The organism is Pseudomaricurvus sp. ABR4_320 (genome assembly GCF_056159445.1).
This window is the reverse complement of the sequence record NZ_JBSWVF010000003.1, coordinates 33,884-59,744: the sequence shown is the minus strand read 5'-3', so window position 1 is coordinate 59,744 and position 25,861 is coordinate 33,884. Positions and strand designations below refer to the sequence as shown.

Here is a 25,861-nt window from a genome sequence, read left to right as displayed (position 1 = left end):
CATAAAACAAGATTTTAAAGTGGCTGTCCCTTTCGACGGATGGCCAAGGCTCAAGGTGGGATAATTATGAGTGTGTTGAAAAATAAGCACGTAGTCGTTGCGTTGATAGTGGCTCCCATCCTCGCCATTATCAGTTACTTTGCGGTAGACCACATGGTTTCTGAGACTCCTAAGCCCGCTGAACCTGGCGCCAGTTATCCAATGGTTGAGAAATCTAATTGCCGCTATAACAGTGGTGTGTGCGCTTTAGAAAACGGTGAATTTGAAATTCGCTTAAGCACAACGCCTGTCGACGATGATCATATTCGATTGATATTAAATTCTCGCTTTCCACTTGAAGGCGCGCTGGTCTCATTGCGGACCGAAGAGCAGGAAGGAGCGCCGTTGCCTCTTGCGGCGGATGATGAAACTGGCCAGCGGTGGGTAATGGAACTGCCTCGGCCCGAAGTTGGTGAAGATCGGATTTTGATCGCGGTTTCCGCTAACGAGAGTGTTTATTACGGTGATGTAGCGACGGACTTTACCTTATATAAAACCAGTTTTGGGGAGGACTTTCGTAAGCCTCTTTGAGTGCCTTGAAATGAGTCGAAAGTCATGACGGTCATTACTGGAATTCAATAGCGATGCCCAATTCAGATCTCAGTCCGGAACTTGCCAACATACTGCAATTTGTTCGTGAGGTGGTGCCTTTTGATCAATTGTCGGAAGAGGAATTGGTCGATATCCTGCCGACGCTAAAGATCAGTTACCATCGCAAAGGCGAAATCTTTAAAGCCGATGACGCGTCTGCGGGCTTGCGTATCATTCGCAGTGGTGCGGCGGAATTGCGAACTTCTGATGGCCAGCTGTTGGATCGTTTTGGCGAGGGCGTCAGCTTTAATATCGCTGGATTGGACTCTGAACAGAAGGGCATCCGCGCTATTCTAATCGAAGATGCTCTTATCTATCGCTTGCCTGAGGTTGACTATCAGGCAGTGCGCAGTCGCTATCGCGAATTCGATCGTTTTTTTCATGGTCAACGTCGGCGCCGATTGAGGCGCGCAGGGTTGCAGGAAACGGCGACGACAGAAATGCTGCGTCAGGTCGCCGATATCATGAGTACCGAACTGCTTACGACAACCGCCGCAACGCGAATTCAACAAGCGGCTATCGCCATGAGCGAGCGGCGGGTTTCCTCGATACTGATTGTCGATGGAGATCAGTTGGTTGGTATTGTCACTGATCGGGATATTCGCAGTCGTGCCGTTGCGAAAGGGGTTGATTTAAATGAAAGTTTGACCGCGATTATGTCTTCCGACATTCAAACCCTCAGTCGTGATTCCACTCTGTTCGATGCCACTCTGTTAATGACTCAAACCGGCTATCACCATTTTCCTGTGGTTCAGAACGGTCGCCTGTTGGGGATGGTCACCGCGTCAGATTTGATGCTGGCGCGACGTCAGGACCCTGTGTATTTGGTACAGCACATTGGCCGTCAGAAGACTGTCGAGGGTATTCGTGGACTGCTGCAGCAGTTGCCCGACCTGCTGATTCAATGGGTCAATAGTGGGGTTGGCGCGGCGCGGGTTAGTCGCTTGTTGACGGCAGTCAGCGATGCGGTGACGCAGAAATTGATTCGGCTCTACTGTCAGGATCACGGCGAGTCTCCTGTGCCATTTTGTTGGTTGGGGTTTGGCTCTCAGGGGCGCGGGGAACAACTGTTGGGTGGTGATCAGGACAACGCGCTGCTTATTGATAATCAGTGTAAACCTGAGCACGAAGCCTGGTTTTCTGGGCTTGCGACGTGGGTTTGTGATGGGCTCAATGCGTGCGGTTATGTTTACTGTCCCGGTGGCATCATGGCCACAACGGACAGTTGGCGGACAACCTTGGCTCAATGGCAGGCGACGGTCAGCGGCTGGACTGCGACGCCAACACCCGATGCCGTTATGCGAGTGAGTATTTTTTTTGATGTTCGAGCGGTTTATGGGGAGCCCTCTCTGGTGGAGCAGTTGCAGCGACATATGCTGCGCTCGGCGAGCCAAAACACCATTTTCCTGGCTGCGCTGGCAGAAAATCTGCTTGCAACAACGCCCCCACTGGGTATCTTTCGCAAGTTCGTCGTGGAACGGGATGGTGAGCACCGCCATGAGCTTGACCTTAAAAAGCGCGGTGTGATTCCCATTGTTGATCTGGTACGAATTCACGCTCTCGCCCACGAAATAACTGCGGTCAATACCGTTGATCGACTGAAGCAACTGGCGTCAGCAAAGTATATGACGATCGGCGATAGCCGTAACTTGCAGGACGCGTTGCAGGTGATCCTACAGATTCGGGTGGAAAGTCAGGTGCGGCACTTGGCTAATGGCTCACAACCTGATAATTATGTTAATCCGGATGACCTTTCCAAATTATCTCGGAGGTTATTGCGCGACGCCTTTAGCGCGGTAGCCGACGCCCAACAGACAATAAAATTACGTTATAGACCGGGGTTGTGAGCATGGGAAGTTTAGGACTTAAATGGCAGCGAATGCGCTCGACCAGGGGGCGCGACGACGAGGCGATGGCGTTATTAAAAGCCTGTTGGCAAGACGCCGATAATGCCGTCCAGCTGGCAGCGAGCGATGCGTCTTATCTCGTCGTTGATTGTGAAATGTCTTCTCTCGATCCCGCAGATGGTGAGCTGCTGAGTATCGGCTGGGTTGAAGTCAATCAGAATTCGGTCTCTTTGGCGTCGGCTCAACACCTACTGTTTCGTCCGGAAAATTCGGTTGGACAAAGTGCAACCATTCATCAGCTGCGCGACTGTGAACTGAGTGACGGACTGGTATCCACGGATGTTCTTGAACAGTTTTTATCTGCCGCACGTGGAAGGGTGCTAGTTTTTCATTTCGCGCCCTTGGATATGGCGTTCTTGGATAAGCTGTGTCAGCAGTCGCTGGGGTCCCGGCTTCTGTTGCCCCTAATAGATACCATGGTGCTCGAAAAGAGAGTTTTGGATCGGTCTGAGACGCCGCTGACCAAAGACAGTTTGCGATTGTCTACTTGCCGCAAGCGCCACGGTTTGCCGGATTATCCGGCGCACAATGCTCTAATGGATGCTTTGGCCACAGCGGAGCTCTTTTTGGCGCAATTGGCTGCTCGAGGTAATGGCAAGGTTCGGGAGCTGCTGAGCTAGCCTGTCTCAGCAATTTTCTGCGGCGGTTTTTCTGGCTGACCGAAGACGTTTCTGCAAGGTATCGCTGTCCATGTAGCGATACTCTCCGTTGACCATTTCCTTAAGGCGGCCGCCAGCCTGGATTTTCTTAATGTTTTCTTGCGCTTGGCGGCAAGCTTGTGGATCTTTAATGGGCTTTGGCGTCTCTTCTGCAGAGGCGATCGGCGTTTTTTCTTTAGGTTTAACCGAATTGCTGTCGACAGCGGTGGTCGTGGCGCTGCTCTCTTTGGATGGGGCTTGGCGGCGCTGCTTTACTCGGTCGGAGTCTTGGTCTTCCGGTGGGTGTTCGGAAAAGTGGGTGACGCCGTCGGCGTCTGTCCAGCGATAGTAATCAGCCATACTGTGTGGCGCTGCCATCCCGACTGCGAGACCGAAAATGACAAGCAGTTGCAGACGGGGTTTGGTTGCATGAAACATGATTGCTGACTCCTTGCGAGGTATTACATGACGACCGGCAGGAGATAGTCACCGAGGCTTGGTGTTTCCTGCGCTTATAGTTGACATTGTAGTTTAAGCTGCGAAAATTGCGGGTTCGCTAGATGGCGCGCAGATAACACCGCAATCCGGTCCATCTCCCGTGAAGTGTCAATTCCGGGGATCTTTCTAGGTAAGCCACCCGCTTCACCTTGCATCCCTCTGGCGAAGGCTTGTCCACCGACGAGGCCTGACTGGTACGCAGGTTAAAAAGGTCACAGTACCGGTATAGCTCAGCCTATCTGAAACTTTGAACTCAGGTGTCATCCGTTATGCATTGGACGCGTGCGGGAGTACGGTTTTCGTGACTCCAGCGTCGCTATGGCTGTATATGTGTGGACTCTTCGGAGTCTGGCGGGTGATCGCTCATCAAATATTAAGAGGTTTACTACGTGGAAATGCTCTCCGGAGGCGATATGTTAATTCGCTCCCTGCAAGAGGAAGGTGTCGATCTGATGTTCGGCTATCCCGGTGGGGCTGCGTTACACATTTACGACGCGATCTTTAAGCAAGACAAAATCAAACACGTTCTGGTTCGCCACGAACAGGCCGCTACTCATGCGGCTGACGGTTATACGCGTGCGACAGGAAAGATTGGCACCGTGCTGGTGACATCTGGCCCAGGTGCAACCAATGCGATTACCGGGATTGCTACGGCCTATATGGACTCGATTCCAATGGTGGTTATTTCCGGGCAGGTACCCAGCGATAAAATTGGAGAGGACGCCTTTCAAGAAACCGATATGATCGGCGTGTCCAGACCAATTGTTAAGCACAGTTTTTTGGTTAAGCATGCTTCTGAGATTCCCGAAATCGTCAAAAAAGCGTATTACATTGCTGGTTCTGGACGCCCTGGACCTGTGGTCATTGATATTCCTAAGAATACGGTCGACCCGAGCCAGACGTTCCCTTTCGAGTATCCGCGCAAGCTGAAAATCCGCTCGTACAATCCCACCACTAAAGGTCACAGCGGCCAGATTAAGAAAGCCGTCGCGATGTTGATGAAAGCCAAGCGGCCGGTAATTTATTCCGGTGGTGGTGCCATTCAGGGGGACGGTGCCCAGCTACTGACCAGTTTGGCGCGTACCTTGGACTTTCCGGTAACGAACACGTTGATGGGGCTTGGCGCCTTTCCGGGCAATGACCGTCAGTTTTTGGGTATGCTGGGCATGCACGGCACTTTCGAAGCCAATACCGCAATGCATCACAGCGATCTCATTCTTGCTGTCGGCGCGCGTTTTGATGATCGAGTAACCAATACGCCAAATAAGTTCTGCCCTAACGCCAAAATCATACACATTGATATTGATCCCGCCTCGATCTCCAAAACCATCGGTGCAGACGTTCCAATTGTTGGTTCCGTTGAAAGTGTGCTGCAGGAAATGATCGAGTTGATTCAATCATCGGGTGACGAGCCGGATCGGAAGGCTCTGGCAGACTGGTGGACTCAGATTAATGATTGGCGTGAGCGTCATGGGCTCTACACCAAACCCAGATACAAAACCGACGGCGACATGATCATGCCGCAAGACGTGATCAAGACACTGTATGAAGTGACGGACGGCGATGCCGTGGTTGCGTCTGATGTTGGCCAACACCAGATGTTTGCGGCTCAATATTATCCTTTTCAGCGCCCTCGCCAGTGGTTGAATTCCGGCGGTTTGGGCACGATGGGCTTCGGCCTGCCGGCGGCCATGGGGGCGGCGTTTGCTGTTCGCGATAAAGATATCGTCTGTGTAACAGGCGAGGGTTCGATCCAGATGTGTATTCAGGAGATGTCGACCCTCAAACAATTTGGTCTGCCTGTAAAAATCATCTGTCTGAATAACCAAGCGTTGGGCATGGTGAAGCAGTGGCAGGACATGGTTTACGACAGTCGTTATTCCGAGATTCACTATGAAGATTCTCTACCGGACTTCATCAAGCTTGCTGACGCCTTTGGGCACGTCGGTATGCGGGTTACTGAGAAGTCGGAATTGCGGGCGAAACTGGAAGAGTGTTTTGCGATGAAGGATCGCACGGTATTTATGGATATTTATGTCGATCCGACAGAGCATGTTTATCCAATGCTGGTCGCTCCGGAAGGATCTATGCGGGATATGTGGTTAAGTAAATCGGAGCGGACCTGATCATGAGAAGAATTATTTCTGTATTGATGGAAAACGCTCCGGGTGCACTTTCCCGAGTTGTAGGTCTCTTTTCCCAGCGCGGTTATAACATCGAGAGTTTGACGGTAGCTCCGACAGAAGACCAGACTCTGTCACGATTGACCCTGACAACCATGGGTGATGACCATAAAATCGAGCAAATTACCAAGCACCTCAATAAGTTGATCGACGTGGTGAAATTGGTCGATTTAACCGAGGGGACTCACATCGAGCGAGAGTTGATGCTGGTTAAGTTGCGAGCGACTGGAAGCCAACGCTCTGAAATCAAACGTTGTGTTGATATCTTCCGCGGTCAGATTATTGATGTAACCAGTACGGTATACACCGTCCAGATTACCGGTACGAGTGAAAAGCTGGACGCATTTGTACAGGCGGTTGGTGATACTGCGGTTCTGGAAGTGGTCCGTAGTGGTGTTTCTGGTATCGCGCGTGGTGAAAAGGTGCTGAGTCTTTAGTATCCTTCGCGACGGTTTCTGCGTGCCCCTTCCGGCGCGCAGAAATCTCCCGGAAAACAGCCAATCTGGTTTGCCCCTTGAAGTCGACAATCCCCACATTTGAAGTTCGTGCCATCGCCGGCCTTTCTAGCCTTTACGCCTTTAGAATGCTCGGCTTATTTATGGTGCTGCCGGTGCTGGTACTTTACGGTGAGGATTACACCGCCAGCACGCCATTGCTACTCGGCATAGCCATGGGGGCCTACGGTCTATCCCAGGCGATTTTCCAGGTTCCATTTGGGTTATTATCCGATCGCTTGGGGCGCAGGCCTGTTATCGCGGTTGGATTTCTTATCTTCGTTATCGGCTCTGTGGTCGCGGCTGTGTCAGACTCAGTTTACGGGCTGATTCTCGGCCGGTTTCTACAGGGATGTGGCGCAATTGCCAGCGCGATTATGGCAATGGTGGCTGATCTCACCAGCGACGAAAACCGCAGTAAGGCGATGGCGGCGATAGGTGGCACCATCGGCTTGTCATTTTCTGTGGCTTTGGTTGCGGGCCCCTGGCTGGCGGGCGTTGCTGGGTTAGCTGGTGTCTTTTGGTTTACTGCGATACTGGCTCTGATAGGGTTGGCGGTTCTCTTTACATTGATTCCTGCGCCGAGTGAGCAGATCGCTCGACGTCGCGACGCCAGTCCCGTGCCTCAGTTGCTCGGTGAGACTCTGCGCAATGCCGATCTGGCCCGTTTGAACTTTGGTATTTTTGTTCTGCACTTTGTCTTGATGTCTTCGTTTCTTGTTTTACCACAAGTCATAGAGACGCAGATGGGCATTGATCGCCAGCATCATTGGTACATCTATCTGCCCGTACTTTTGTGTGCTTTTGTGGCCATGGTTCCCTTTATGGTGATTGCTGAAAAGCGGCGCCAGATCAAGCCGGTTTTTCTGTTTGCTATAAGCTTATTGGGCGTAACCCTGGCGTTGATGATATTGGCCGCCCCTTATCGAACGTTTTTTATTCTCTGCCTGTTTCTTTTTTTTGTGGCTTTCAATCTTTTGGAAGCTACACTACCTTCTTTGATGAGTAAGTTTGCACCGGCAGGTGCGAAGGGAACGGCGTCGGGAATCTATTCAACGTGTCAGTTCCTCGGAGCCAGTGCTGGAGGTGCATCAGGCGGTGTTCTATATTCCGCCTTTGGACCTCAAGGGGTTTTTGTTCTCAGTATGTCCATGGTAGCTCTGTGGGTTTTGGTGGCCTGTTTTATGCGTCCGCCGAGATTCTTATCTGGCGTGCAGGTCTCTGTCGATGGTGCGAATGAGTTGGAGGTATACGAGAAGCTCATTAAACTACCTGGAGTCGTAGAGGTCGTTCTGGTTAAAGAAGAGGCGACAGCCTACCTCAAGGTAGACCCTCAATTGTTTAGTCGAGACAGTTTGCCGCAGCAGCTTTGATAGAGTCCCTGTGGTTATGGAATATGTCATATTTATGGTGGTTGCGGGCGGGCAACCTACAAGTATCGTTTAGGAGAATTGTGTATGGCGCGCGGTATCAATAAAGTCATTCTGGTGGGCAATTGCGGCCAGGATCCTGAGACCCGTTATATGCCAAGTGGTGGGGCTGTAACCAACGTCAGTCTTGCTACCAGTGAAACCTGGAAAGATAAACAAACCGGACAGCCGCAAGAGCGTACCGAATGGCATCGGGTTGTTTTCTTTAATCGTCTCGCCGAAATTGCCGGTGAATACCTTCGCAAGGGATCACAGGTCTATGTGGAAGGGGCATTACGTACCCGTAAATGGCAGGATCAAAGCGGTCAGGATAAATACACGACAGAAATCGTCGCGAGCGAAATGCAAATGTTGGGCGGGCGAGGTGACAGCGCTGGAGGCCCGCCGTCTGGCGGTTACAGCGATAATTATGGGGCTCCGCGCAACAATGCTTCTCAGTCGCGCCAAGACTCGAAATCCTCGAATGCTTCTAATCCTCCACAGTCTACTGATTTCGACAATTTTGACGACGATATTCCGTTCTAATCCTGGCCCTCCAAAGGGGCTTGGGCTTTACCAAGTGGAATACGGTATTCGTTTTGAAGGGCTGGCAGCACTTTGGCTGCCTTATTCCTTTTCGAAAATATAACTAATTAAAGAGTTAATAGTTTTTTGTGGCCTCGAAAGTACTGATATTAGACGCAGCATCCCCCTTGGGGCAGGCCATCTACCATTCTTTTGAGACCAGTGCTTATGCTGTGTTAGCGCCCTCGCAGTCTCTTCTCGATTGGACCAATGCTGGTGAGATTGAGGCATTTATTGCCAAAAATGATATCAGTATTGTTATCAATGTGGCCGGCTGGGGAGACCCTCCATCTTCCGATGATATGCAAACTCTAGTGGCGACAGCCACGGCGTTAGCCTCAGCCGCGGCTAACACCAATGCCGTTGTCATTCATTTATCCAGTTATCGGGTTTTTGGTGAATGCCGGCGTGATGCCTATCGAGAAGAAGACGAAACTGGTCCAGTGTCTCCCGCTGGTGAGGCATTTTTGGCTGCTGAACAGGTCATCGCGTCTCGGTTAGAGCACTATCTTGTGGTTCGTGTTGGTTGGTTGATGGACATTATCGGTAATTCCATCTTTCGACGTTTGCTGGAAGATTTGTCCCGAGAAGATTCGCCCCTGGAAATTTTGCCGGAGTATTGTGGCTCACCCGTAAGTCCCTATGAGCTAGGTAGATTAATTGTTGGAATCGTTAATCAAGTTTTCTGTGGCGCAGAAAACTGGGGGATTTTTCATCTCGGATCCTCTGATCGATGTACCACAGAGGAGTTTGTAGAGTTTGTTGCCGAGCTTCTTGATAAGAAGGGCGCTTTGCATCGACGTTGGGCTTTGATGCCAACAAAGGGAGTTGTCGTTGAAAGTGATGTAGATGGTGATAGTGACGCTCCAGCCGATGTAAACACACCGTTTGATCGGCGGAGTAGCGTGTTGATCGTAAGGCGTTGTCGAGACAACTTTGGATATCAGGTCAAAAGCTGGCGCCAAGGCCTTCCAAATTTAGTCAATCTTTGGCTAGATCAGCGCAGCAAGCAGTGGACTTAAAAGCTCTCGGTGAGAAATGATCCGACAGCAAGCCTTCTCTGGCTTGCCGCAGTCTCCAAGGTGCTCATTATTGAATCAAGTCGAGGTTGTCACGAATCCAGGTGCTGGCTTCAAGTCGGGATTTCACGCCAACTTTCTTGTACAGGTTGTACAAGTGAGTTTTGATTGTGTGAACACTGAGGTGGAGTTTTTCCGCCATTTCTTTGTTGCTTTGGCCCCCGTCGAGAGCTCGTAGGATTTGCTTTTCTCGGCGGGTTAGAACGACTTCCCCAGATCGGAACGCGTCAACCTTGGGCGCACGACGGCGACGCATGATGAAGTCCTGATAGAGGTTTATCGGAAAATCAAGAGCGCCATTGCGAACCTGCTCAAGACATTCCAAGATTCGATTTTCTCCCGCTCCTGTATAGGTCAATCCGCGTACTAATGGCCAGTCGATGAATTTCTCATAAGAGGATTCTCGGTCGACATTGATCAGGACGCACATCTTCCCTGGTTGCTTTTCCTGATATTGGCAGAATAGTCGTGTGAGAGCTGATTCAGAAATCTCTTTGCAATCAAATATGATGATTTCGGATTCTGGAGACTTCTCCGGCTGGGTGCAGAAGTCGCAATCCAGATTTGGAGCTCGTTTTATACTGCCTACGAGAAAAATATTTTCAATACTGCGGGAAGGCGAGTAGATAAAACAGTGGGTTGCGGCCGCCGTAGACGCCTGAGTGTTTCTGTAAATCTGCATAATACTTCCTTTGTAAAGTTACATCCGTTGTATGGCTGGTTAATTTACAGACGGGATAATAGCGGATTGGCGCGAAATTCAACAATAAGATATTGATAATTTTTTGTACTAAAAACTTTTCATTATTCAAAGTGTTCGAAATATGAGCACCAATCTAGTTCAGATTGTTCTAAAAAGGGGCATAAAAGTCAGTTGAAAACCTACAGCTCCGTGCTACGCGTCTTCAGCCCCTAATTGTGATAAAAATTCTTGTCTAAGTCTCCAAATTTCTTGGGCGCTGAGGCTTTGTTCAACCTCTTTTGGGGTCAGGCTGATATCGTTATCGATGAGGTATTGCAAAAACTGATTGATGATCAGCCTGATTTCGTCTTGTCTCATGGGTGTTCCTGTCAAGGCAAGGTTTCTAATCTATATCGGCTGGACGGCTGCGATGCTTGAACGTTGCCGTGTCTTTTCGGTTAATTCACAAGCCTTAGGCTAGGTTCACTCTTAAGCCTCTGTGTTCGTATTATGCACACTTGTACGACAAAAAGGGAGGATATGCGAATAAGATGAGTTATCAGTTGTTGAGATTCTCTCAACCGAACTAGAAGGGGGGAATGACTCAGACTTAAACCTACAAAATCGCAACCGATGTGAGGCAAGTTTTGAGCCAGCTCTATTGGAGAGCAAGGCCTGCCTCAGATACGGGCAGGCCCAGGTAAAAACAGCTAGAAGAGTTTATGCGTCGAATTTTTGGAAAACGAGGCTCGCGTTCGTACCGCCAAAGCCGAAGCTATTGCTCATCGCGAGATTAATATCGTAATCATCTATGCGTTCTTGAACGATATTCATGCCAAAGGCATTCTCATCAAGACTACCGATGTTTGCCGAGGCGGCGATAAACTTTTCCTGCATCATGATGAGGCAATAGATTGCTTCCTGAACACCTGTTGCACCCAGAGAGTGGCCGGTTAAGCTCTTTGTAGAACTGATTGCCGGGCAGTCTTCACCGAAAACTTCTTTGATGGCTTTCAGTTCTGCTATGTCTCCGACGGGAGTGCTGGTTCCGTGTGCATTGATATAGTCTGGACGTTTTTCTATTCCTGAGAGGGCTTGGCGCATACAGCGGGCTGCACCTTCTCCTGAAGGAGCAACCATATCGTAGCCGTCCGATGTGGCGCCATAGCCAACCACCTCGGCGTAGATTTTTGCACCTCGGGCTTTTGCATGCTCCAACTCTTCCAGAACGACACAGCCTCCTCCGCCGGCGATTACAAAACCGTCACGATCGGCATCATAAGCCCTGGAGGCGCTTTCGGGAGTGTCATTATATTTGGTTGATAGAGCCCCCATCGCGTCAAATAAGCTGGTTAGCGTCCAGTGTTCTTCCTCTCCGCCTCCCGCGAAAACGACGTCCTGTTTGCCAAGTTGTATCAATTCCATTGCATTGCCAATGCAATGTGCGCTGGTGGCACAGGCTGACGAGATGGTGTAGTTAACGCCTTTAATTTTGAATGGCGTTGCCAGACACGCGGAGGTGGTACTACTCATGGTTTGCGTAACGCGATAAGGTCCAACACGTTTAATGCCTTTCTCGCGCAAGATATCGGCGGCCTCAACCAGATTTTTCGAGGACGCGCCACCTGATCCCATAATAATGCCCGTGCGCTCATTGGAAACTTGGCTTTCATCCAGATTGGCGTCGGCGATAGCTTGTTGCATTGAAATAAACGCATAGGCGGCTGCGTCCCCCATAAAGCGCAACGCTTTACGATCGAGATGGTCTTTAGGATCGAGCTTTACGGTTCCGGCGATATGGCTGCGGAAGCCTAATTCTTTATAATCTTCCTTGAATTGAATTCCGGAGCGGGAATGCTTAAGAGATTCGCAAACGGCAGCTACGTCGTTACCGATACAGGAGGTGATACCGATCCCGGTTACAACCACACGTTTCATAGGAAATCCTCTGCTTTAATAAGCGTTTGTCAGAGTGGTTAAACAGTAATAACTTATTGGAAGTTATCGGTGCTTTGAAATAGCCCGACCCTCAGGTCGGAGGCGTGATAAATGTCAGATCCATCGACACTTACTATGCCGTCGGCTATCCCCATGATCAGCCTTCTTTCTATAACTCGTTTTAAATTAATGGTATACGTCACTTTTTTAGACGTGGGCAAAATCTGGCCCGTGAATTTTACTTCACCGCAGCCAAGCGCCCGACCGCGCCCTTTGTTACCTTTCCATGCCAAAAAGAAGCCGACCAGTTGCCACATGGCATCCAATCCCAGGCAGCCTGGCATCACGGGATCTCCAGGAAAATGGCATTCAAAAAACCATAAATCCGGGGAAATATCCAATTCTGCGATAATTTGACCTTTGCCGTTAGCACCGCCATCTGCGGTAATGTTGGCGATACGGTCAATCATTAGCATGTTGGGAGTTGGCAACTGAGCGTTGCCGGGGCCGAACATTCGGCCAAAACCGCATTCTAGTAAATCATCGCGATCGTAGGTATTTTTTCTGTCTGCTGGAATCATCGAATTGGAAACTCTGGCAATCCTGATTGTTGAATGGACCGGGATATGGGCTGCTTTATCTGATCATCATTGTTGTAGTTTGAACGAAGTCGCAGACGTCCTGGTGAGGGGATGTAATTCTACCTGTTGCAGGTTTTGTGTCCAGTTGCTGGTATTTTTTGGATAATGTAAAGGATATTTCACCCCAATTCGTGGACTAACGATACGTCATCGAGGCAATAGGATTTGTCATCCGAGGCACCTGGAAAGCTTTTTGCAAAGTTTTTGTAGTATTCTTCGGCCAGACTAATAAACTTCTGGATAGAATGCACCAAATTGTAACAAGGAAATTAACTGTATGATTAAAAAATGTCTGTTCCCCGTAGCAGGATATGGAACCCGCTTTTTGCCGGCAACTAAGTCTATGCCCAAAGAGATGTTGCCGGTTGTAAATAAGCCGCTGGTGCAATACGGGGTTGAGGAGGCAATTGAAGCTGGCCTCAATGTCATCGGGATGGTGACGGGACGCGGCAAGCGCGCAATTGCCGATCACTTTGATGTCAACTACGAGCTTGAGCACCAGATTTCCGGTAGCAGCAAAGAAGAGTATCTGGTTTCCATCCGTAATGTGATGGAAAAGGCTGCATTTTCATTCACCCGTCAGGTCGCGATGAAAGGCCTGGGAGACGCGATTCTGAACGGACGCCGTCTGATCGGTGATGAAGCCTTTGGTGTTGTACTTTCCGACGATCTCTGTCTGGCTGAAGAAGAAGGTGTTCTGGCGCAGATGGTCCGTCTTTACAACCAGTTCCGCTGCAGCATCGTCGCTATTCAAGAAGTTCCTGACGACTTGATTCACAAGTTTGGTGTGATTAAAGGCGAGCAGATTAAAGACGGTCTGTTCCAGGTTAGCGACATGGTTGAGAAGCCAAAACTTGAAGATGCACCCAGTAATCTGGCGATCATCGGTCGTTATATTCTGACTCCAGACATTTTTGACATCATCGAAGACACGCCTCCTGGCAAAAACGGTGAAGTTCAATTGACCGATGCTCTGCTGACCCAAGCCCGTAACGGCTGTGTTTTGGCGTACAAATTTAAAGGTCGTCGTTTCGACTGTGGTAGCGTCGAAGGTTTTGTTGAAGCAACCAATTACGTCTACGAAAACATCTACAACGCTAAGTGAGCAAACTGCTTTCATGGATGATCTGACTTGCTTTAAGGCCTATGACATTCGAGGCCGTCTACCAGACGAACTCAATGAAGATGTCGCTTACCGCATTGGTCGTGCCTATGCAGAGTCTATTAAGCCGAAGCGGGTGGTTGTCGGGCACGACATCCGCCTGACTAGTGCTGAGCTTACCCAAGCGCTAGCCCGCGGCCTGAACGACTCTGGCGTCGATGTTATTCACATTGGACAGGTAGGCACCGAAGAGGTTTATTTCGCGACGTTTCATCTCGGCGTTGATGGAGGAATTTGCGTCACGGCGAGCCATAACCCGAAGGATTACAACGGAATGAAGTTGGTCCGGGCGGGGTCTAGACCGATCAGTGGTGATACTGGGTTAAACGACATCAAGAAATTGGCTGAACTTAACCAATTTGGCGATCCCGTTGATCAGCCGGGAACGATAGAAAAGCGCTGTACAAGGGAAGAATATGTTCAGCACTTGCTTGGATACATCAATCTTGACTCGTTGAAACCCTTACAAATCGTCTGTAATCCTGGCAATGGTGGTGCTGGATTAGCCGTCGATGCTCTTGAGCCACATTTACCCTTTAGCTTTGTAAAAGTGCACTACGAACCGGATGGTAATTTTCCTCATGGTGTGCCAAATCCATTACTAGTGGAAAACCGAGCGGCGACGGCCGAAGCTGTTGTTACCTCGGGAGCTGATATGGGAATTGCTTGGGATGGTGATTTTGATCGCTGTTTCTTTTTTGACCAAAATGGCCGGTTTATTGAAGGTTATTATCTGGTTGGGCTATTGGCTGAAGCGTTTCTGGCTAAGAATCCTGGGTCAAAGATTGTTCATGACCCTAGATTAAGTTGGAACACAATTCAAATCGTCAAAGATAGCGGTGGCATACCAGTATTAAGTAAAACCGGGCACGCTTTTATTAAAGAGCGTATGCGGGCTGAAGATGCCGTGTATGGTGGTGAGATGAGTGCCCATCACTACTTTCGAGATTTTGCCTACTGTGACAGTGGTATGATTCCGTGGCTTCTGGTTGCTGAACTTGTGTCTCTATCCGGAAAAACTCTGGCGCAATTGGTTGATGATTGTATCGAAGCATTTCCCTGCAGTGGCGAAATCAACAGTCGTATTGATGATCCGGCTGCTGCTTTAAAGCGAGTTGAAGACCATTATCTGGCAAATGCGGGTATCGTTGATCGCACTGATGGCTTGAGTATGGAGTTCGATGATTGGCGCTTTAATCTGCGGATGTCTAACACTGAGCCGGTGATTCGGCTTAACGTCGAGACTCGCAGGAATACGGCGTTAATGGAAGCCAAGCGAGATGAGTTGCTGTCGATGATTCGGCTCTAAGGGTAGTTTCCTTCGCCAGAAGAAATTCGCTGATAGCGTTTTGTGTGGGGAGATTACTGAAAAGTAGTCTCCCCATTTTTATTTCCACTCAGAGGTCATCGCACCATTGTTATATGGCGGTGGTCTATACCGTCGTTTTATCCGATTGATAAAATTATCCGGCATCCCTGGCAGTATCGTCTCGCCGCGACCAAGCGGTTGCACAAGTGTTTGCTGTTGGATACTGCTCTTATTGTTTCATTACGCTTTTAAGGGGATCGAGGACGAGTCGCTGGGATTCCGGTGTCACCAAAATATAAACAGGTGGCTGACCTGGCGTGGGGCGTACTTTTAGTTCGGTGCCTTCTCCTGGAGCTTGCAAGGGCTCCCCGGTCCAAAGATCAATCCAATGACCCTTGGGTAAATAGATTGAGCGATACATTTTTTTATTTTTGGGCTGCAAAATTGGTGCGACCATTATGTAGGGGCCTAACATAAACTGCAGTTGATCCTCAGGCAGGTCGAAGAATCGTTCATCATTGGGGAAGCTCAACGTCGGAGATCGCAGCATCGGCCAGCCGTTGTTACGCATTTCTTCGACGAGACTAAGTCTGTAGTCTCTTAACCGCTGGTATATGTAGCTTGATTTTTTGAGTTGCAGAAACAGATTTTCATCTGCCGGCTTTTCTGAGTTGCCCTCATCAAGAAGAATCATTTGTGTCATCAGATCGTTTGTCCGATAAATTGGAAAAAACGAGCTGAGCGCTAGCCACTGTTGGACCAGGCTGTGATGAGGGAGTGAGCCAGTTGTAGCATTGTCGTTCTCCAAAAGGTTATGCTGTTCTGAGGTGCTGGCAAAGTCTGAATAAAAGCGAGGCAAGACGCCGGGTTGTAAACTTGCAAGTCCGCTGGCGCCGCCATTGATTGTGGCGATAAGAGCTTTTTGTAGGCTGCGATAACTCAGTCCATGATTCGGGTGGGTGATTTTGCGAGTTTTCCTAGGGTAAAAATCCTGATACTCGATGAGGGCTACGGGCGCTGGTGTGTTCGGCAGCTTTTCGGTTAGCTTGCGATGTAGGTGGATCCAATCGGCAAAAAAACCGGTAAATCCGGTTTCGGCGTTAGTCTTGTCGTGCAGTTGAGCTCCGGTAGGTAGTGGCGGTTGAATACTCGCAGTCCAACCATTAATCGGGCTTTGTGATAGCTGCTCTAAAAGGTGAGATTCCGCCCAAGCTCGGGCGGAGGGATTGCTAAAATCGATAATGGCGCTGGTGGTTTTAGGTGTTTTCGAGTTTTCTTGAGTAGGTTTGTTGTTTTCGACCAAAAAACCCTGTCGCTGAGCGTCGCTGAAAAAGTCTTGAGTTGCATAGGGCTTTTGTGACGTATCTTCCAATGCACCAGTAATATTGCCTATGACGTGCAGTTTTTCTTTGGACAGCTGTTCAACCAAGCTGTTCCAGTCATTATAGAGTACAGGGTCTGCTTCCCAATTTTGCCAATATGAATCTTGGCGAGGGCTGGGAAGTGCGTGTTGGCCACTCCAATCTTGAATCCAAACGGAACTCAACGGTAGTTTTGCTTCCTGTACTTGTTCTATGGCGCGAAGAACCTTTTCTGATCCGCCGCTGATGCCAAGTGTGATGCCAGAATGAATCCAATCAGGTATGTCTGGATTAAAGTCATAGGATTGGCGCCGGTAGCTAATGCAGCTCAGTGTAGGTCGGCAGCTGACCAAATCCAGCTGTAGCGACGAATCGAAGCTATGGATGAATGAACGTCCAGGTTCTCGAAAGTCGAAAATTGATTTTCCGTGGTTTGATAAGGTTATCGTGTGATTCAGATTGCTGACATAGCCAGGGAAGAATTCTTCTTTTGGCGGTGTTGGGGGAGTGTTGACGCTATGGGTGATTACTGCTGTCGTCGAAAACTCTTCGCTACTGTTTTCTGCAAGCTGACCAAAGGGTTCGACTTGTCGATCTGCAAAATCCTGTTTTGTGCCGTTAGCTCCAAAGCCAAAAATATGTTCGTTGACTGGTCGTAGATATCCAAGGCGGAGCTGATTGTAGGTCTCATCCGACGTGGCGGCGGCGATACGTACTGATTCGTTGCCGGCGAAAAGTCGCAAGTAGAAGCTGAGGTTGCAGTCATCGGTTGTGAAGTGACCGGTGATCAGCATGTAATTGCTGTAAGGCTCTGCGCGGTCTATAACAGCATCCCGACAACTTCCTGCAGTTTGATACCAATTTAATGAGTGGGGCGATTTGCTGGTATTACCCCGTCTTGAACTCAGCAGAAACTCTGCGTCGCTGCCAAAAACAGTTTGCTGGTATTCACGATCAAAAATTTCCAGGGACTGTCCGCTAACAGAAATGCGATAGCGCTCAGTATCGTAGACGGCCTCCAGTCCCGCTGGGGACTGTTCGTCTCGGCTTGCGTAATAAATACCCACAATAATTCCAATGCTTAAAAAATACCGCAGTGTTTTTACTCGTCGCATTGGATTCCTGAGGGTGTGCGTTCAGAAGCTTCACGTTATGATAGCACCAGATATGATGACAGTTTTAACGACAGAAAGGTTTCCGAATGATTAAACGCAGTAGATGGTTAGTATTTTTAGTCTGTTGTTGGAACGCGTGCCCCGGCGTTGCTGACCAAGCGGCGCAAGCGCCCATTGTCCGGCATGAGAGCATTTTTCATCCTGTCTACAATACGTCCGGTATGGTTGTTAGTCAGCACAAGCTGGCCACCAAAGTAGGGGCACAGATTCTAGAAGATGGGGGCAATGCTGTCGATGCTGCAGTTGCAGTCGGGTTTGCTCTTGCTGTTGTTTTGCCTCGTGCGGGTAACCTAGGTGGTGGCGGGTTTATGCTCGTTCATATGAAAAAAGACGATGAAACTATAGCTCTGGACTATCGCGAGACGGCGCCAAAGTCCGCCACAGAAACCATGTATTTGGATGGTTCAGGAGAAGTGGATCGCAGTAAGGCGTTATTCAGCTATCAATCGTCGGGCGTTCCTGGAACGGTTGCGGGATTGATAAAAGCTCAGGATAAGTACGGGGTTTTACCGTTGAAAGATGTCATTGCGCCAGCCTATAAGCTAGCGACGGCGGGCTTTCCTGTTACCTATGATTTGTCCGTTGTGCTTTCTCAAGCAAGCCACTTGCAGAAAGATCCCGAATCGAGAAAAGTCTTTTTCCATGAGGATGGCCGCCCTTTGCAGCCGGGGGAAATTCTACGGCAGCCGGATCTTGCTTGGTCACTGCAGCAGATCATGCGTAAAGGCGCTGATGCATTTTACGAAGGTAAGATTGCAGAGAAAATCGTGGATGCGATGGCACAGAACGAAGGTTTGATTGGTGCGGAAGATCTGCAAAATTACCAGGCGATCGAGCGGCAGCCTGTACAAGGAACCTATCGTGGCTATGAGATTGTCAGCATGCCTCCACCGAGTTCTGGTGGTGTGCACATTGTCCAGATGCTCAATATTTTGGAGTATTTCCCCCTCGACAAAATGGGGTTCGGCAGCGCTGACGCGATTCATATTATGACGGAGGCGATGCGCCGAGCCTACGCTGACCGCAGCGTTTATCTCGGTGATCCGGACTTTGTAGATGTGCCCGTCGCTCGACTTACCGATAAAGCGTATGCAAAAGCGCTTGCTGAAGGTATTGATGATTCTAAAGCCACGCCATCGAGTGCTGTGAAGCCTGGATCAGAGCTTCCGGGCGAAGGGCCAAATACCACGCACTTTTCGGTCGCGGATAGTGACGGTAATGTGGTGAGCAATACCTACACGCTCAATTTTTCTTTTGGGTCTGGCATCATGATTCCTGGAACTGGAATATTGATGAATAACGAAATGGACGATTTTTCTGCGAAACCAGGGGCGCCAAATGCCTACGGGCTTATTGGCGGGGATGCGAATAAAATTGAACCTGGTAAGCGCCCGTTAAGTTCGATGACACCGACATTGGTTTTTCGTGACGACGAGCCTTATCTCGTGACAGGCAGTCCGGGCGGTAGTCGCATTATTACGACGGTTTTGCAGAGCATCGTGAATAATTTGGACTTCGGAATGAACATTGATGCTGCTGTCAGTATGCCGAGGTTCCACCATCAGTGGCAACCAGATGTTCTTTTTATGGAAAAAGGGTTTTCTCCAGATACGAAAGAGCGTTTGAAATCTATGGGGCACCAGGTCGAAACAGTTTCATCAATGGGGAGTGCAAACAGTATTGCGATTGATCAGGGCGTCTTTCAAGGGGCTGCAGACCCTCGCAAGCCTGATGCGCGAGCCGCTGGTCCTGCTCAGTACTAATGGTGGCAGAGGTGCTCACTGCACCTCTTTCAATTGATTTTCAGAGGTAGTATTCAGTGGGAAAGCAAAAATTCCATGAGTGCTTTTTGGGCGTGCAGTCGATTTTCCGCTTCGTCCCAAACGACCGATATGCTGTCATCCTCAAGTAACTCTGCGCTCACTTCCTCGCCCCTGTGGGCGGGTAGACAATGCATAAAAACCGCCCCAGGATTGCAGAGGCTCATCAGTTCATGGTTCACCTGAAAACCGGTAAACTTTTCCTCGCGAAGTTTTTGTTCGGCTTCCTGCCCCATGGATGCCCAAACGTCGGTGACGACCCAGTCTGCATTTGCGACGGCTTCCCTCGGGTTGCGGTAGACGGTCACTCTGTCCTCGTGCTCTGAGATTAGCTCGGGTTTTGGGTCAAAACCTTCAGGGCACGCGATTGCTAATTCAAAGTCACACAGTTCTGCAGCATTTATGTAGGAGTGGCACATGTTGTTGCCGTCGCCGATCCATACAACTTTTTTACCTGCCGGGCTGCCACGTAATTCGACGTATGTTTGAATGTCTGCCAGCAATTGACAGGGATGGTAATCGTCGGTCAGCGCATTGATAACAGGAACCGAAGAGTATTCTGCAAAACGCTCAACTTTGTCGTGACCAAAGGTGCGAATCATGATGATATCAAGCATGCGCGAGAGGACTCGAGCGGAATCTTCGATGGGTTCGCCTCGTCCCAGTTGCGTGTCTCGAGGGGATAAAAAAAGTGCAGAGCCGCCCAGTTGTGCCATGCCAGCTTCAAAAGAGACGCGCGTACGTGTTGACGATTTTTCGAAAATCATGCCAAGCACTTTGTTCTTGAAGGGCTCGCTGATCTTTCCCGTTTTCATCTCTGCCTTCATCGCAATGGCCCGGTCAATAATGGCTTTGAGTTCTGCAGCAGAGAGATCTTTTAATGTCAGAAAATGTCTTGTCATAGTGGCTTTATCCTTTTCTCGCCCCTGAAGAGTGAAACTCCTCAACCAGGTTTGTCACGGTGGCGACGATTTCATCGGTATGTTGCCGCTCAATAATAAGAGGGGGCAGCAGCCGAATCACATTGCCTGCGGTGACGTTGAGAATAAGTCCCGCGGCTAGAGCTTTGCTTACTAGTTGCGGGCAGTCGGTGGTAAGTTCGATGCCAATCATCAAGCCTTCGCCACGAATGTCCGCAACAGCTGGGTGATCTTGCAGGTTTTTCTTTAGCGCCTCGATCAGGTAGGCACCTTGCTCGGCTGCGTTGGCAATGAGTTTGTCTTTGAGTAGGGTTGAAATTACTGTGTGGCCGACAGTGCAAGCCAGCAGATTGCCTCCGAAAGTGGAGCCGTGGCTTCCCGGCTGAAAGATCTCTGCGGCATCTCCTCTGGCAAGGCAGGCGCCTATCGGCAGGCCATTGCCTAGGCCTTTTGCTGTGGTCACCACGTCGGGGGTTACATTGAGGCCTTGAAACGCAAAGAGGTTTCCTGTCCGGCCATTTCCGGTCTGAATTTCATCCAGCATAAGCAACCATTGGTTTTGGTCGCATAGCTCTCTCAGGTTTCGTAGGTAATCCCGTTGGGGTACCCGTATACCGCCTTCTCCCTGAATGGGCTCGACAAGAATTGCAACGATATTGGGGTTGTCGCTCAGTGCGTGGACCGCTGCGACATCATCGTATGGAACTTGTAGGAAGCCCTGCGGTAATGGCGCAAATCCTTGAGTAACCTTGGGGCTTCCCGTCGCCGTTAATGTCGCTAGGGTTCTGCCATGAAAGCTACCCTGCATGGTAATAATGGTGGGCTCTTGAATGCCTTTTTGGGCGCCGTATTTGCGGGCGATTTTAATGGCGGCTTCGTTGGCTTCAGCTCCGGAATTGGAAAAGAATATGTTCTCCATTCCCGATTCATCGCACAGAAGACGTGCCAAATTTTGTTGAGGCTGGCTGTTGAATAAGTTTGAGACATGCAACAGCGTTTCAGATTGTTTCTGAATCGCTTCTGTAACCGCGGGATGGCAGTGACCAAGGCCGCATACGGCGATGCCTGAAAGCGCGTCCAGGTAGCGTCGTCCGCTGGCGTCCCACAGGTAAACCCCTTTGCCTTTTTCGAGGAGCAGGTTATTCCGATCGCCGTAGGTGTTCATTATGGGACTGTTGCTGGACATGACGTTTTTCCTTTGGATCCAACAGAAATGAAAACAGGCAGCCAATGGCTGCCTGCGGGAAAACCGGAAAGCATAAGTTTAATTTCCGAACATGGCAATGGAATTAGACGACATATATGCCCTGTGGCGTGAGGCTGGCCTTGGAAATCGTGTTTAGAAGCCCCATATTTCCACTATTATGTCGATATTTGTCGCCAAACCTTATGTTTTCTCGTCGAGAGGCATGAAATCAATTAGATGTTGGTAGGGTTGTCAGGTAGTATTCTGGTTTTGAGTTCGCTCTGTGCAGCTGGCTGCTTGCGCCGATTGTCGTCGTCGACGCTAGTCGGCTGCAAATATGCCTTTGAATTGTCAGCTCTCGAGCGGTTGGCTTGCCAGAAGCAGCGAAAGTTATACATTGATAGCGAGGTGCGCTGAACCATGGAAATCATGGATACGATCAAACAGCAGATTACTGAAAATCCGATCATTCTGTATATGAAGGGGTCGCCTAACGCGCCTCAATGTGGATTTTCTATGCGTACATCTCAGGCCGTGATGGCATGTGGACATCGTTTTGCTTACGTCGATGTGCTGTCTAACCCAGAGATTCGAGCGAATCTACCCGGCTTTGCCAATTGGCCGACATTTCCTCAGCTTTGGGTAAGCGGTGAGCTGGTTGGAGGGTGTGATATCGTTACCGAAATGCACGAGTCGGGAGAGTTGCAGAAACTTTTGGATTCCGTGGCCGCTGAAAGCCAAGATGAGAGCTAAGTCGCTTTCGTGATTGTGTTTGTCCGCTATGCTCTGATGGCGAGGATAGCGGGTTGTGCATGTTCATAGAAGTTGCGGGGGATGCCCCGTTCAACGTTGTTGGTCTGGCGTGATAGGGGCTTTTTCTTGGTGGGCTCGCTAGCTGGGCTAACAGTATTTAGGAATTTACAGTACTGATTGATATTTTCACGCAATTTGCTGTCCGTCTATTCCGACAAGTGTGGTTAGAGGTGTTACCCGTCGGCCTTTTGCCTTCCTAGTTTAAATTCGTTTTGTTGTTTGATTCATGGTAGATATTCCAGGCTACATTATCCTGCGCCCGCTTAAGGATGGCGCCGTTATCGAAACCTACCTGGCTCAGTGGGAAGATGCTGACGACCCTGTCGTTCTCAATGTATTGAAAGAGGAGCTGGCTGTCGATGCCGATTTTCGAGATCGTTTTCTCGATGATGCCAGAACTCTAAGAGAGCTGTCTCACCCCAGCATTCCTGCCATCATTGAGGTGAATGCAGCGGCTGGCCGCTATTTTTACACAACGCAATTTCTGGACGGTGAGCCTCTAGAAACAGCCCGTCGGGGTTTATCTCTAGGGCGCCGACTGGCAATTGTCAAAGATGCTGCCAGAGCTCTTGCCCATGCTGCGAGTCAGGGGTTTATCCATGGCTCTGTAAGTACTGAAACTCTGATCGTCAGTGATAAAGGCGTTGGCGTCTTGATCGATTTTGGCCTGCCGAGGCCATTGAACTTAGATGTTCCTGAAGGTAAAACCAACCTCTATCACTTTATAAGTCCTGAGCAGGCGTCGGCTCATGGCGCAGAGCCTGCCTCTGATATTTACAGTCTGGGTGTGGTTCTATTTTACATGCTCACGGCGCATCTTCCTTTTGAAGATGTTTCTAATGCCGGGGTAGTCCGCAAACATTTGCACGCAGATATCCCGCAACTCCCGAATTACCTTCACGTTTTTCAGCCGATCATTGACAAGGTTTTGCAGAAGCATCCTCGAAATCGTTATGCGGACGCTCAAAGCTTGTTGCATGCTCTCGAAGAAATCACGCCCTCAACAGTATCTGCTCTGGAACATATCGCGACTGTGCAGGAGCGGTTTAGTTTTGGCAGTGCTTTAGGGGGGCTTGGCGGAGGCAAGAGCAGTAGTGGTGCGAGCGAGGAGCCTTTCGTACCTCCAAAATTTGATCGACCAAAGCCTGTCCCTAAAGAAGCGAGAAAGCCAAAAAAGCCTCTCAAGCCAAAGGTGGAAGAGCCGTCTCCGCCGCCAGAGCCTGAACCGCCTGCGGAACTGCCTCAGGATGAGTTGCAGGGCGAGGCATTGGTGGAGGAGTCCAAGGGGCCACGCAATGTAACGGAAGTCTTCAGCTTTATGAATGCCGGGGTGGAGCGTCCCAAGGCGACACCAAAGGCTGCTGAAGAAACGCCGATTCCATCGGAGCCCGTCGTTACTCAGCAAGACGCTCCTGCAGATGAGCGTCAACAAAACACGCAAGCACCTGAGTCTGCGCCTAAGGTGGCTGAAAAGGCTGCTCAAGTTCCAGAACCGAAAAAAGAGCCAGAACCGAAAAAAGAGCCAGAGCCAGAATCAGACCAACCGGCAGATGCGCGCAGCTTTCTCCGTAACCTGGCCGGCACGGATGACAGCGACGATAATTCCAGTGGCTTTGTGCTGCCGAGTCTGGATCGGCGTCCCAAACGAGGAGCAGAAGTAAAACCTGACAAAAAACGCGCTACTTCAAGCTCGACGAGGACATCTGAGGCGCGTCAACAGCCTCGTAACCCTGAGCCTCCAGCGCAAGAGCCCGAGGTTTCTCAAAACTGGGTGGATGACTCGCGTTACGATGAACTCGAGTATGAAAACTATCGGGATGATTCGGGTAGTGCTGGCAATCGCTCGAGTATGATTGGATGGATTGGCGCTGCGGGTGTCGTGCTCGGCCTGGTATTTTTCTTTGTGCAGCAATTGGGTTTGCCAGAAGATGAGCGTGCAGGCTGGGTGGCTGGTTTAGCGGGGGTGTTTGCTGGCCAAAGGGCGGAAGATTCGTCGGCTGATCCATCGTTATCGGAAGAGTCTCCGGTGACTTCCGTAGAGACCACGACGCCCGAGACTGCTGATACCGAGTCATTGGAGGAGGTCGATCTTCCGACTCAGCAGCCGCAACCTATGCCGGCAACATCGATTTCCGACGCGACAACAGCGACAGATGCTGTTGGTGGGGACGATTCTGAGCGCAATGAATTTCTGGCCGTCGCTGACTTTTTGCGTGAGAAAGCCGGAGAAGATCCGGAATTGGCCCTGCAAAGTGCTGAAATCTATCGCAAGCTCTTGGAAAAAAACGCTTCTGACGAGCAGGCAAAAAGCGGTCTGGCTGACATTGAATTGCGTCTGCGAAATTCAGTGAAAGACAGTATGGATTCCGGCGATATTGACCACGCGCGCGAGTCGCTCGCCGCGTTAAAAACACTGGGATCTGCTGATTTAGCTGAGTTAGATGTCCTGGTGTCTGGGTTTGAGAGTACCGATGAGCTGGTTGCAGAGGGGCAGAAATTTCTGGATCAGGGAGCGTTGATGTTGCCTGCTGGCGCAAATGCCATGGAGAAGTTTCAAGAGGCGTTGACTCAAGATCCGGACAATGGCGCTGCGAAGCAAGGCGTCGCGGAAATTTTTAATCGCTATTTGGTGTTGTCCCGTCGCCACATTCAGGAAGGCAACCTCGGTGAGGCCGAAAAAACAGTTAATCGAGCGTTGGGAATATCTGCTGGCGACTCCGATTTTCAAGAACAGAAAACTGAATTGGTTAAAGATCTGAAGCTGGCCCATCTCGAAGCTCGAGCCAATTACCAGTTGGAGCGCGGTCAGGTTTTTGCCCCTCCCGGTGATAATACCCTAGAAACTCTGCGTCAGATGTTGGCTTTGAATCCTGAGCACCCCCAAGCACTGAATCAGTTGCGAGTGATAGAGGGCGGTATGATCAGCCAGATTGAGCAGTTGATCAAAGACGAGCAATGGGACAAGGCTAGAGAAGAGATTGCTCTTGGTTTGGCGTATTTTCCTGAAAGTCAAAGTCTTCAGGATCTGAAGCAAATCAATGAGCAGGGTGTTACGGGTGGTGGTATCCCGACCGTTGCTGATCTGGTGGTCTCAGATGAAACCATTTCCGGTTTGCCCTTGGGGCAAAAAACATCTTTGGATCAGTCGTCAAGGTTGTTCGGAGCGTTTCGCTTTGAAAACTTCGGAGGTGGAGAAACCTCGTTGGGCCTGCGACTGTATCAAGGCAGCAGTCCCAGAGAGATTTTGCGCCTTTCTATGGTGGTTTCTGGTGCAAACGGTGAAAAATTCTTTGAACTGACTCGTCCCGGCCGCTTTTTTGCCCGTGGTAGCTACCGGTTGGATCTCTACTACGGTACGCAGCGACTCCAGTCGATCAATTTTGAAATCGGTTCCGAAGGCGCGGAATAAAGACCGCGCTGGGGATTGTCGC

The 25,861-nt window shown here is 49.9% G+C and carries 21 protein-coding genes; 13 read left to right on the top strand and 8 right to left on the bottom strand.

All coding sequences use genetic code 11. The annotated features are described in order from the left end of the window. Positions 1–66 precede the first annotated feature (66 nt). From ACXAFR_RS06595 to ACXAFR_RS06585, 3 genes are read left to right on the top strand one after another with little or no spacing between them, the layout of a single operon-like run. Complete coding sequence (locus ACXAFR_RS06595; protein ID WP_475174119.1) at positions 67–570, top strand: hypothetical protein; 504 nt, start codon at positions 67–69, stop codon at positions 568–570. A 53-nt stretch (positions 571–623) separates the two neighbouring features. Next, positions 624–2,477 carry a putative nucleotidyltransferase substrate binding domain-containing protein gene (locus ACXAFR_RS06590; RefSeq protein WP_475174116.1) on the top strand — a complete coding sequence of 618 codons (1,854 nt, stop codon included), beginning with the start codon at positions 624–626 and terminating at the stop codon, positions 2,475–2,477. A 2-nt stretch (positions 2,478–2,479) separates the two neighbouring features. Further along, positions 2,480–3,157: a 3'-5' exonuclease gene (locus ACXAFR_RS06585; protein ID WP_475174112.1), complete on the top strand. Its 678-nt coding sequence runs from the start codon at positions 2,480–2,482 to the stop codon at positions 3,155–3,157. 6 nt (positions 3,158–3,163) lie between these two features. On the opposite strand, the gene ACXAFR_RS06580 is transcribed toward ACXAFR_RS06585, so the two are convergent. Continuing rightward, positions 3,164–3,613: a DUF4124 domain-containing protein gene (locus ACXAFR_RS06580; RefSeq protein WP_475174108.1), complete on the bottom strand. Its 450-nt coding sequence runs from the start codon at positions 3,611–3,613 to the stop codon at positions 3,164–3,166. A gap of 449 nt (positions 3,614–4,062) precedes the next feature. Here ACXAFR_RS06580 and ACXAFR_RS06575 point away from each other — a divergent pair, with 449 nt between their 5' ends. From ACXAFR_RS06575 to ACXAFR_RS06555, 5 genes are all read left to right on the top strand, one after another. Beyond that, positions 4,063–5,799: an acetolactate synthase 3 large subunit gene (locus ACXAFR_RS06575; protein ID WP_475174103.1), complete on the top strand. Its 1,737-nt coding sequence runs from the start codon at positions 4,063–4,065 to the stop codon at positions 5,797–5,799. A 2-nt stretch (positions 5,800–5,801) separates the two neighbouring features. Continuing rightward, the gene (gene ilvN, locus ACXAFR_RS06570) at positions 5,802–6,293 is read left to right on the top strand and encodes an acetolactate synthase small subunit (protein WP_475174101.1); all 492 of its coding nucleotides are present in this window, start codon (positions 5,802–5,804) and stop codon (positions 6,291–6,293) included. Between the two features lie 77 nt (positions 6,294–6,370). After that, positions 6,371–7,723, top strand: a complete 1,353-nt coding sequence (locus tag ACXAFR_RS06565; protein WP_475174096.1) for an MFS transporter — start codon at positions 6,371–6,373, stop codon at positions 7,721–7,723. 84 nt (positions 7,724–7,807) lie between these two features. Then, positions 7,808–8,305: a single-stranded DNA-binding protein gene (gene ssb / locus ACXAFR_RS06560; protein WP_475174093.1), complete on the top strand. Its 498-nt coding sequence runs from the start codon at positions 7,808–7,810 to the stop codon at positions 8,303–8,305. Between the two features lie 128 nt (positions 8,306–8,433). Beyond that, the gene (locus ACXAFR_RS06555) at positions 8,434–9,366 is read left to right on the top strand and encodes a sugar nucleotide-binding protein (protein WP_475174091.1); all 933 of its coding nucleotides are present in this window, start codon (positions 8,434–8,436) and stop codon (positions 9,364–9,366) included. Positions 9,367–9,433: 67 nt separating this feature from the next. On the opposite strand, the gene ACXAFR_RS06550 is transcribed toward ACXAFR_RS06555, so the two are convergent. From ACXAFR_RS06550 to fabA, 4 genes are all read right to left on the bottom strand, one after another. Then, the gene (locus ACXAFR_RS06550) at positions 9,434–10,105 is read right to left on the bottom strand and encodes a LuxR C-terminal-related transcriptional regulator (RefSeq protein WP_475174086.1); all 672 of its coding nucleotides are present in this window, start codon (positions 10,103–10,105) and stop codon (positions 9,434–9,436) included. A gap of 213 nt (positions 10,106–10,318) precedes the next feature. Beyond that, positions 10,319–10,483: a hypothetical protein gene (locus tag ACXAFR_RS06545; RefSeq protein ID WP_475174082.1), complete on the bottom strand. Its 165-nt coding sequence runs from the start codon at positions 10,481–10,483 to the stop codon at positions 10,319–10,321. A gap of 342 nt (positions 10,484–10,825) precedes the next feature. Further along, a complete protein-coding gene (gene fabB, locus ACXAFR_RS06540; RefSeq protein WP_475174076.1) occupies positions 10,826–12,043 on the bottom strand; it encodes a beta-ketoacyl-ACP synthase I in 1,218 nt (405 codons plus the stop codon). 53 nt (positions 12,044–12,096) lie between these two features. Further along, positions 12,097–12,624, bottom strand: coding sequence for a 3-hydroxyacyl-[acyl-carrier-protein] dehydratase FabA (fabA, locus tag ACXAFR_RS06535; RefSeq protein WP_475174072.1), 528 nt, complete (start codon positions 12,622–12,624; stop codon positions 12,097–12,099). A gap of 337 nt (positions 12,625–12,961) precedes the next feature. Between fabA and galU the strand changes: the two genes are divergently transcribed. Continuing rightward, on the top strand, positions 12,962–13,789 hold the full coding sequence (galU, locus tag ACXAFR_RS06530; protein WP_475174066.1) for a UTP--glucose-1-phosphate uridylyltransferase GalU: 828 nt from the start codon (positions 12,962–12,964) through the stop codon (positions 13,787–13,789). Between the two features lie 13 nt (positions 13,790–13,802). Further along, positions 13,803–15,155, top strand: coding sequence for a phosphohexomutase domain-containing protein (locus ACXAFR_RS06525; RefSeq protein ID WP_475174064.1), 1,353 nt, complete (start codon positions 13,803–13,805; stop codon positions 15,153–15,155). A 229-nt stretch (positions 15,156–15,384) separates the two neighbouring features. Here ACXAFR_RS06525 and ACXAFR_RS06520 read toward each other — a convergent pair whose 3' ends face one another. Then, positions 15,385–17,631: a TIM-barrel domain-containing protein gene (locus tag ACXAFR_RS06520; protein ID WP_475174061.1), complete on the bottom strand. Its 2,247-nt coding sequence runs from the start codon at positions 17,629–17,631 to the stop codon at positions 15,385–15,387. Positions 17,632–17,717: 86 nt separating this feature from the next. Here ACXAFR_RS06520 and ggt point away from each other — a divergent pair, with 86 nt between their 5' ends. Next, positions 17,718–19,454 (top strand): gamma-glutamyltransferase, encoded by a 1,737-nt coding sequence (gene ggt / locus ACXAFR_RS06515; RefSeq protein WP_475174059.1) that lies wholly within the window; start codon positions 17,718–17,720, stop codon positions 19,452–19,454. 53 nt (positions 19,455–19,507) lie between these two features. Here ggt and argF read toward each other — a convergent pair whose 3' ends face one another. Both argF and ACXAFR_RS06505 read right to left on the bottom strand, forming a co-directional pair. After that, positions 19,508–20,413 carry an ornithine carbamoyltransferase gene (gene argF / locus ACXAFR_RS06510; RefSeq protein WP_475174056.1) on the bottom strand — a complete coding sequence of 302 codons (906 nt, stop codon included), beginning with the start codon at positions 20,411–20,413 and terminating at the stop codon, positions 19,508–19,510. Between the two features lie 7 nt (positions 20,414–20,420). After that, positions 20,421–21,617, bottom strand: coding sequence for an acetylornithine/succinylornithine family transaminase (locus ACXAFR_RS06505; RefSeq protein ID WP_475174054.1), 1,197 nt, complete (start codon positions 21,615–21,617; stop codon positions 20,421–20,423). Positions 21,618–22,037: 420 nt separating this feature from the next. Between ACXAFR_RS06505 and grxD the strand changes: the two genes are divergently transcribed. Together grxD and ACXAFR_RS06495 are read left to right on the top strand one after the other, a co-directional pair. Continuing rightward, positions 22,038–22,370, top strand: a complete 333-nt coding sequence (gene grxD / locus ACXAFR_RS06500) for a Grx4 family monothiol glutaredoxin (protein ID WP_475174051.1) — start codon at positions 22,038–22,040, stop codon at positions 22,368–22,370. A 286-nt stretch (positions 22,371–22,656) separates the two neighbouring features. Further along, positions 22,657–25,839, top strand: coding sequence for a protein kinase (locus ACXAFR_RS06495; protein WP_475174048.1), 3,183 nt, complete (start codon positions 22,657–22,659; stop codon positions 25,837–25,839). Positions 25,840–25,861: the final 22 nt, after the last annotated feature.

What these genes read in the sequence shown, in the direction of transcription:
- ACXAFR_RS06585 (WP_475174112.1), top strand. Translation starts at nt 2,480, where the DNA reads ATGGGAAGTTTAGGACTTAAATGGCAGCGAATGCGCTCGACCAGGGGG.
- ACXAFR_RS06590 (WP_475174116.1), top strand. Translation starts at nt 624, where the DNA reads ATGCCCAATTCAGATCTCAGTCCGGAACTTGCCAACATACTGCAATTT.
- galU (WP_475174066.1), top strand. Translation starts at nt 12,962, where the DNA reads ATGATTAAAAAATGTCTGTTCCCCGTAGCAGGATATGGAACCCGCTTT.
- fabA (WP_475174072.1), bottom strand. Translation starts at nt 12,624, where the DNA reads ATGATTCCAGCAGACAGAAAAAATACCTACGATCGCGATGATTTACTA.
- ACXAFR_RS06580 (WP_475174108.1), bottom strand. Translation starts at nt 3,613, where the DNA reads ATGTTTCATGCAACCAAACCCCGTCTGCAACTGCTTGTCATTTTCGGT.
- ACXAFR_RS06545 (WP_475174082.1), bottom strand. Translation starts at nt 10,483, where the DNA reads ATGAGACAAGACGAAATCAGGCTGATCATCAATCAGTTTTTGCAATAC.
- ACXAFR_RS06520 (WP_475174061.1), bottom strand. Translation starts at nt 17,631, where the DNA reads ATGCGACGAGTAAAAACACTGCGGTATTTTTTAAGCATTGGAATTATT.
- ACXAFR_RS06525 (WP_475174064.1), top strand. Translation starts at nt 13,803, where the DNA reads ATGGATGATCTGACTTGCTTTAAGGCCTATGACATTCGAGGCCGTCTA.
- fabB (WP_475174076.1), bottom strand. Translation starts at nt 12,043, where the DNA reads ATGAAACGTGTGGTTGTAACCGGGATCGGTATCACCTCCTGTATCGGT.
- argF (WP_475174056.1), bottom strand. Translation starts at nt 20,413, where the DNA reads ATGACAAGACATTTTCTGACATTAAAAGATCTCTCTGCTGCAGAACTC.
- ACXAFR_RS06495 (WP_475174048.1), top strand. Translation starts at nt 22,657, where the DNA reads ATGGTAGATATTCCAGGCTACATTATCCTGCGCCCGCTTAAGGATGGC.
- grxD (WP_475174051.1), top strand. Translation starts at nt 22,038, where the DNA reads ATGGAAATCATGGATACGATCAAACAGCAGATTACTGAAAATCCGATC.
- ACXAFR_RS06550 (WP_475174086.1), bottom strand. Translation starts at nt 10,105, where the DNA reads ATGCAGATTTACAGAAACACTCAGGCGTCTACGGCGGCCGCAACCCAC.
- ACXAFR_RS06595 (WP_475174119.1), top strand. Translation starts at nt 67, where the DNA reads ATGAGTGTGTTGAAAAATAAGCACGTAGTCGTTGCGTTGATAGTGGCT.
- ACXAFR_RS06505 (WP_475174054.1), bottom strand. Translation starts at nt 21,617, where the DNA reads ATGTCCAGCAACAGTCCCATAATGAACACCTACGGCGATCGGAATAAC.
- ggt (WP_475174059.1), top strand. Translation starts at nt 17,718, where the DNA reads ATGATTAAACGCAGTAGATGGTTAGTATTTTTAGTCTGTTGTTGGAAC.
- ilvN (WP_475174101.1), top strand. Translation starts at nt 5,802, where the DNA reads ATGAGAAGAATTATTTCTGTATTGATGGAAAACGCTCCGGGTGCACTT.
- ssb (WP_475174093.1), top strand. Translation starts at nt 7,808, where the DNA reads ATGGCGCGCGGTATCAATAAAGTCATTCTGGTGGGCAATTGCGGCCAG.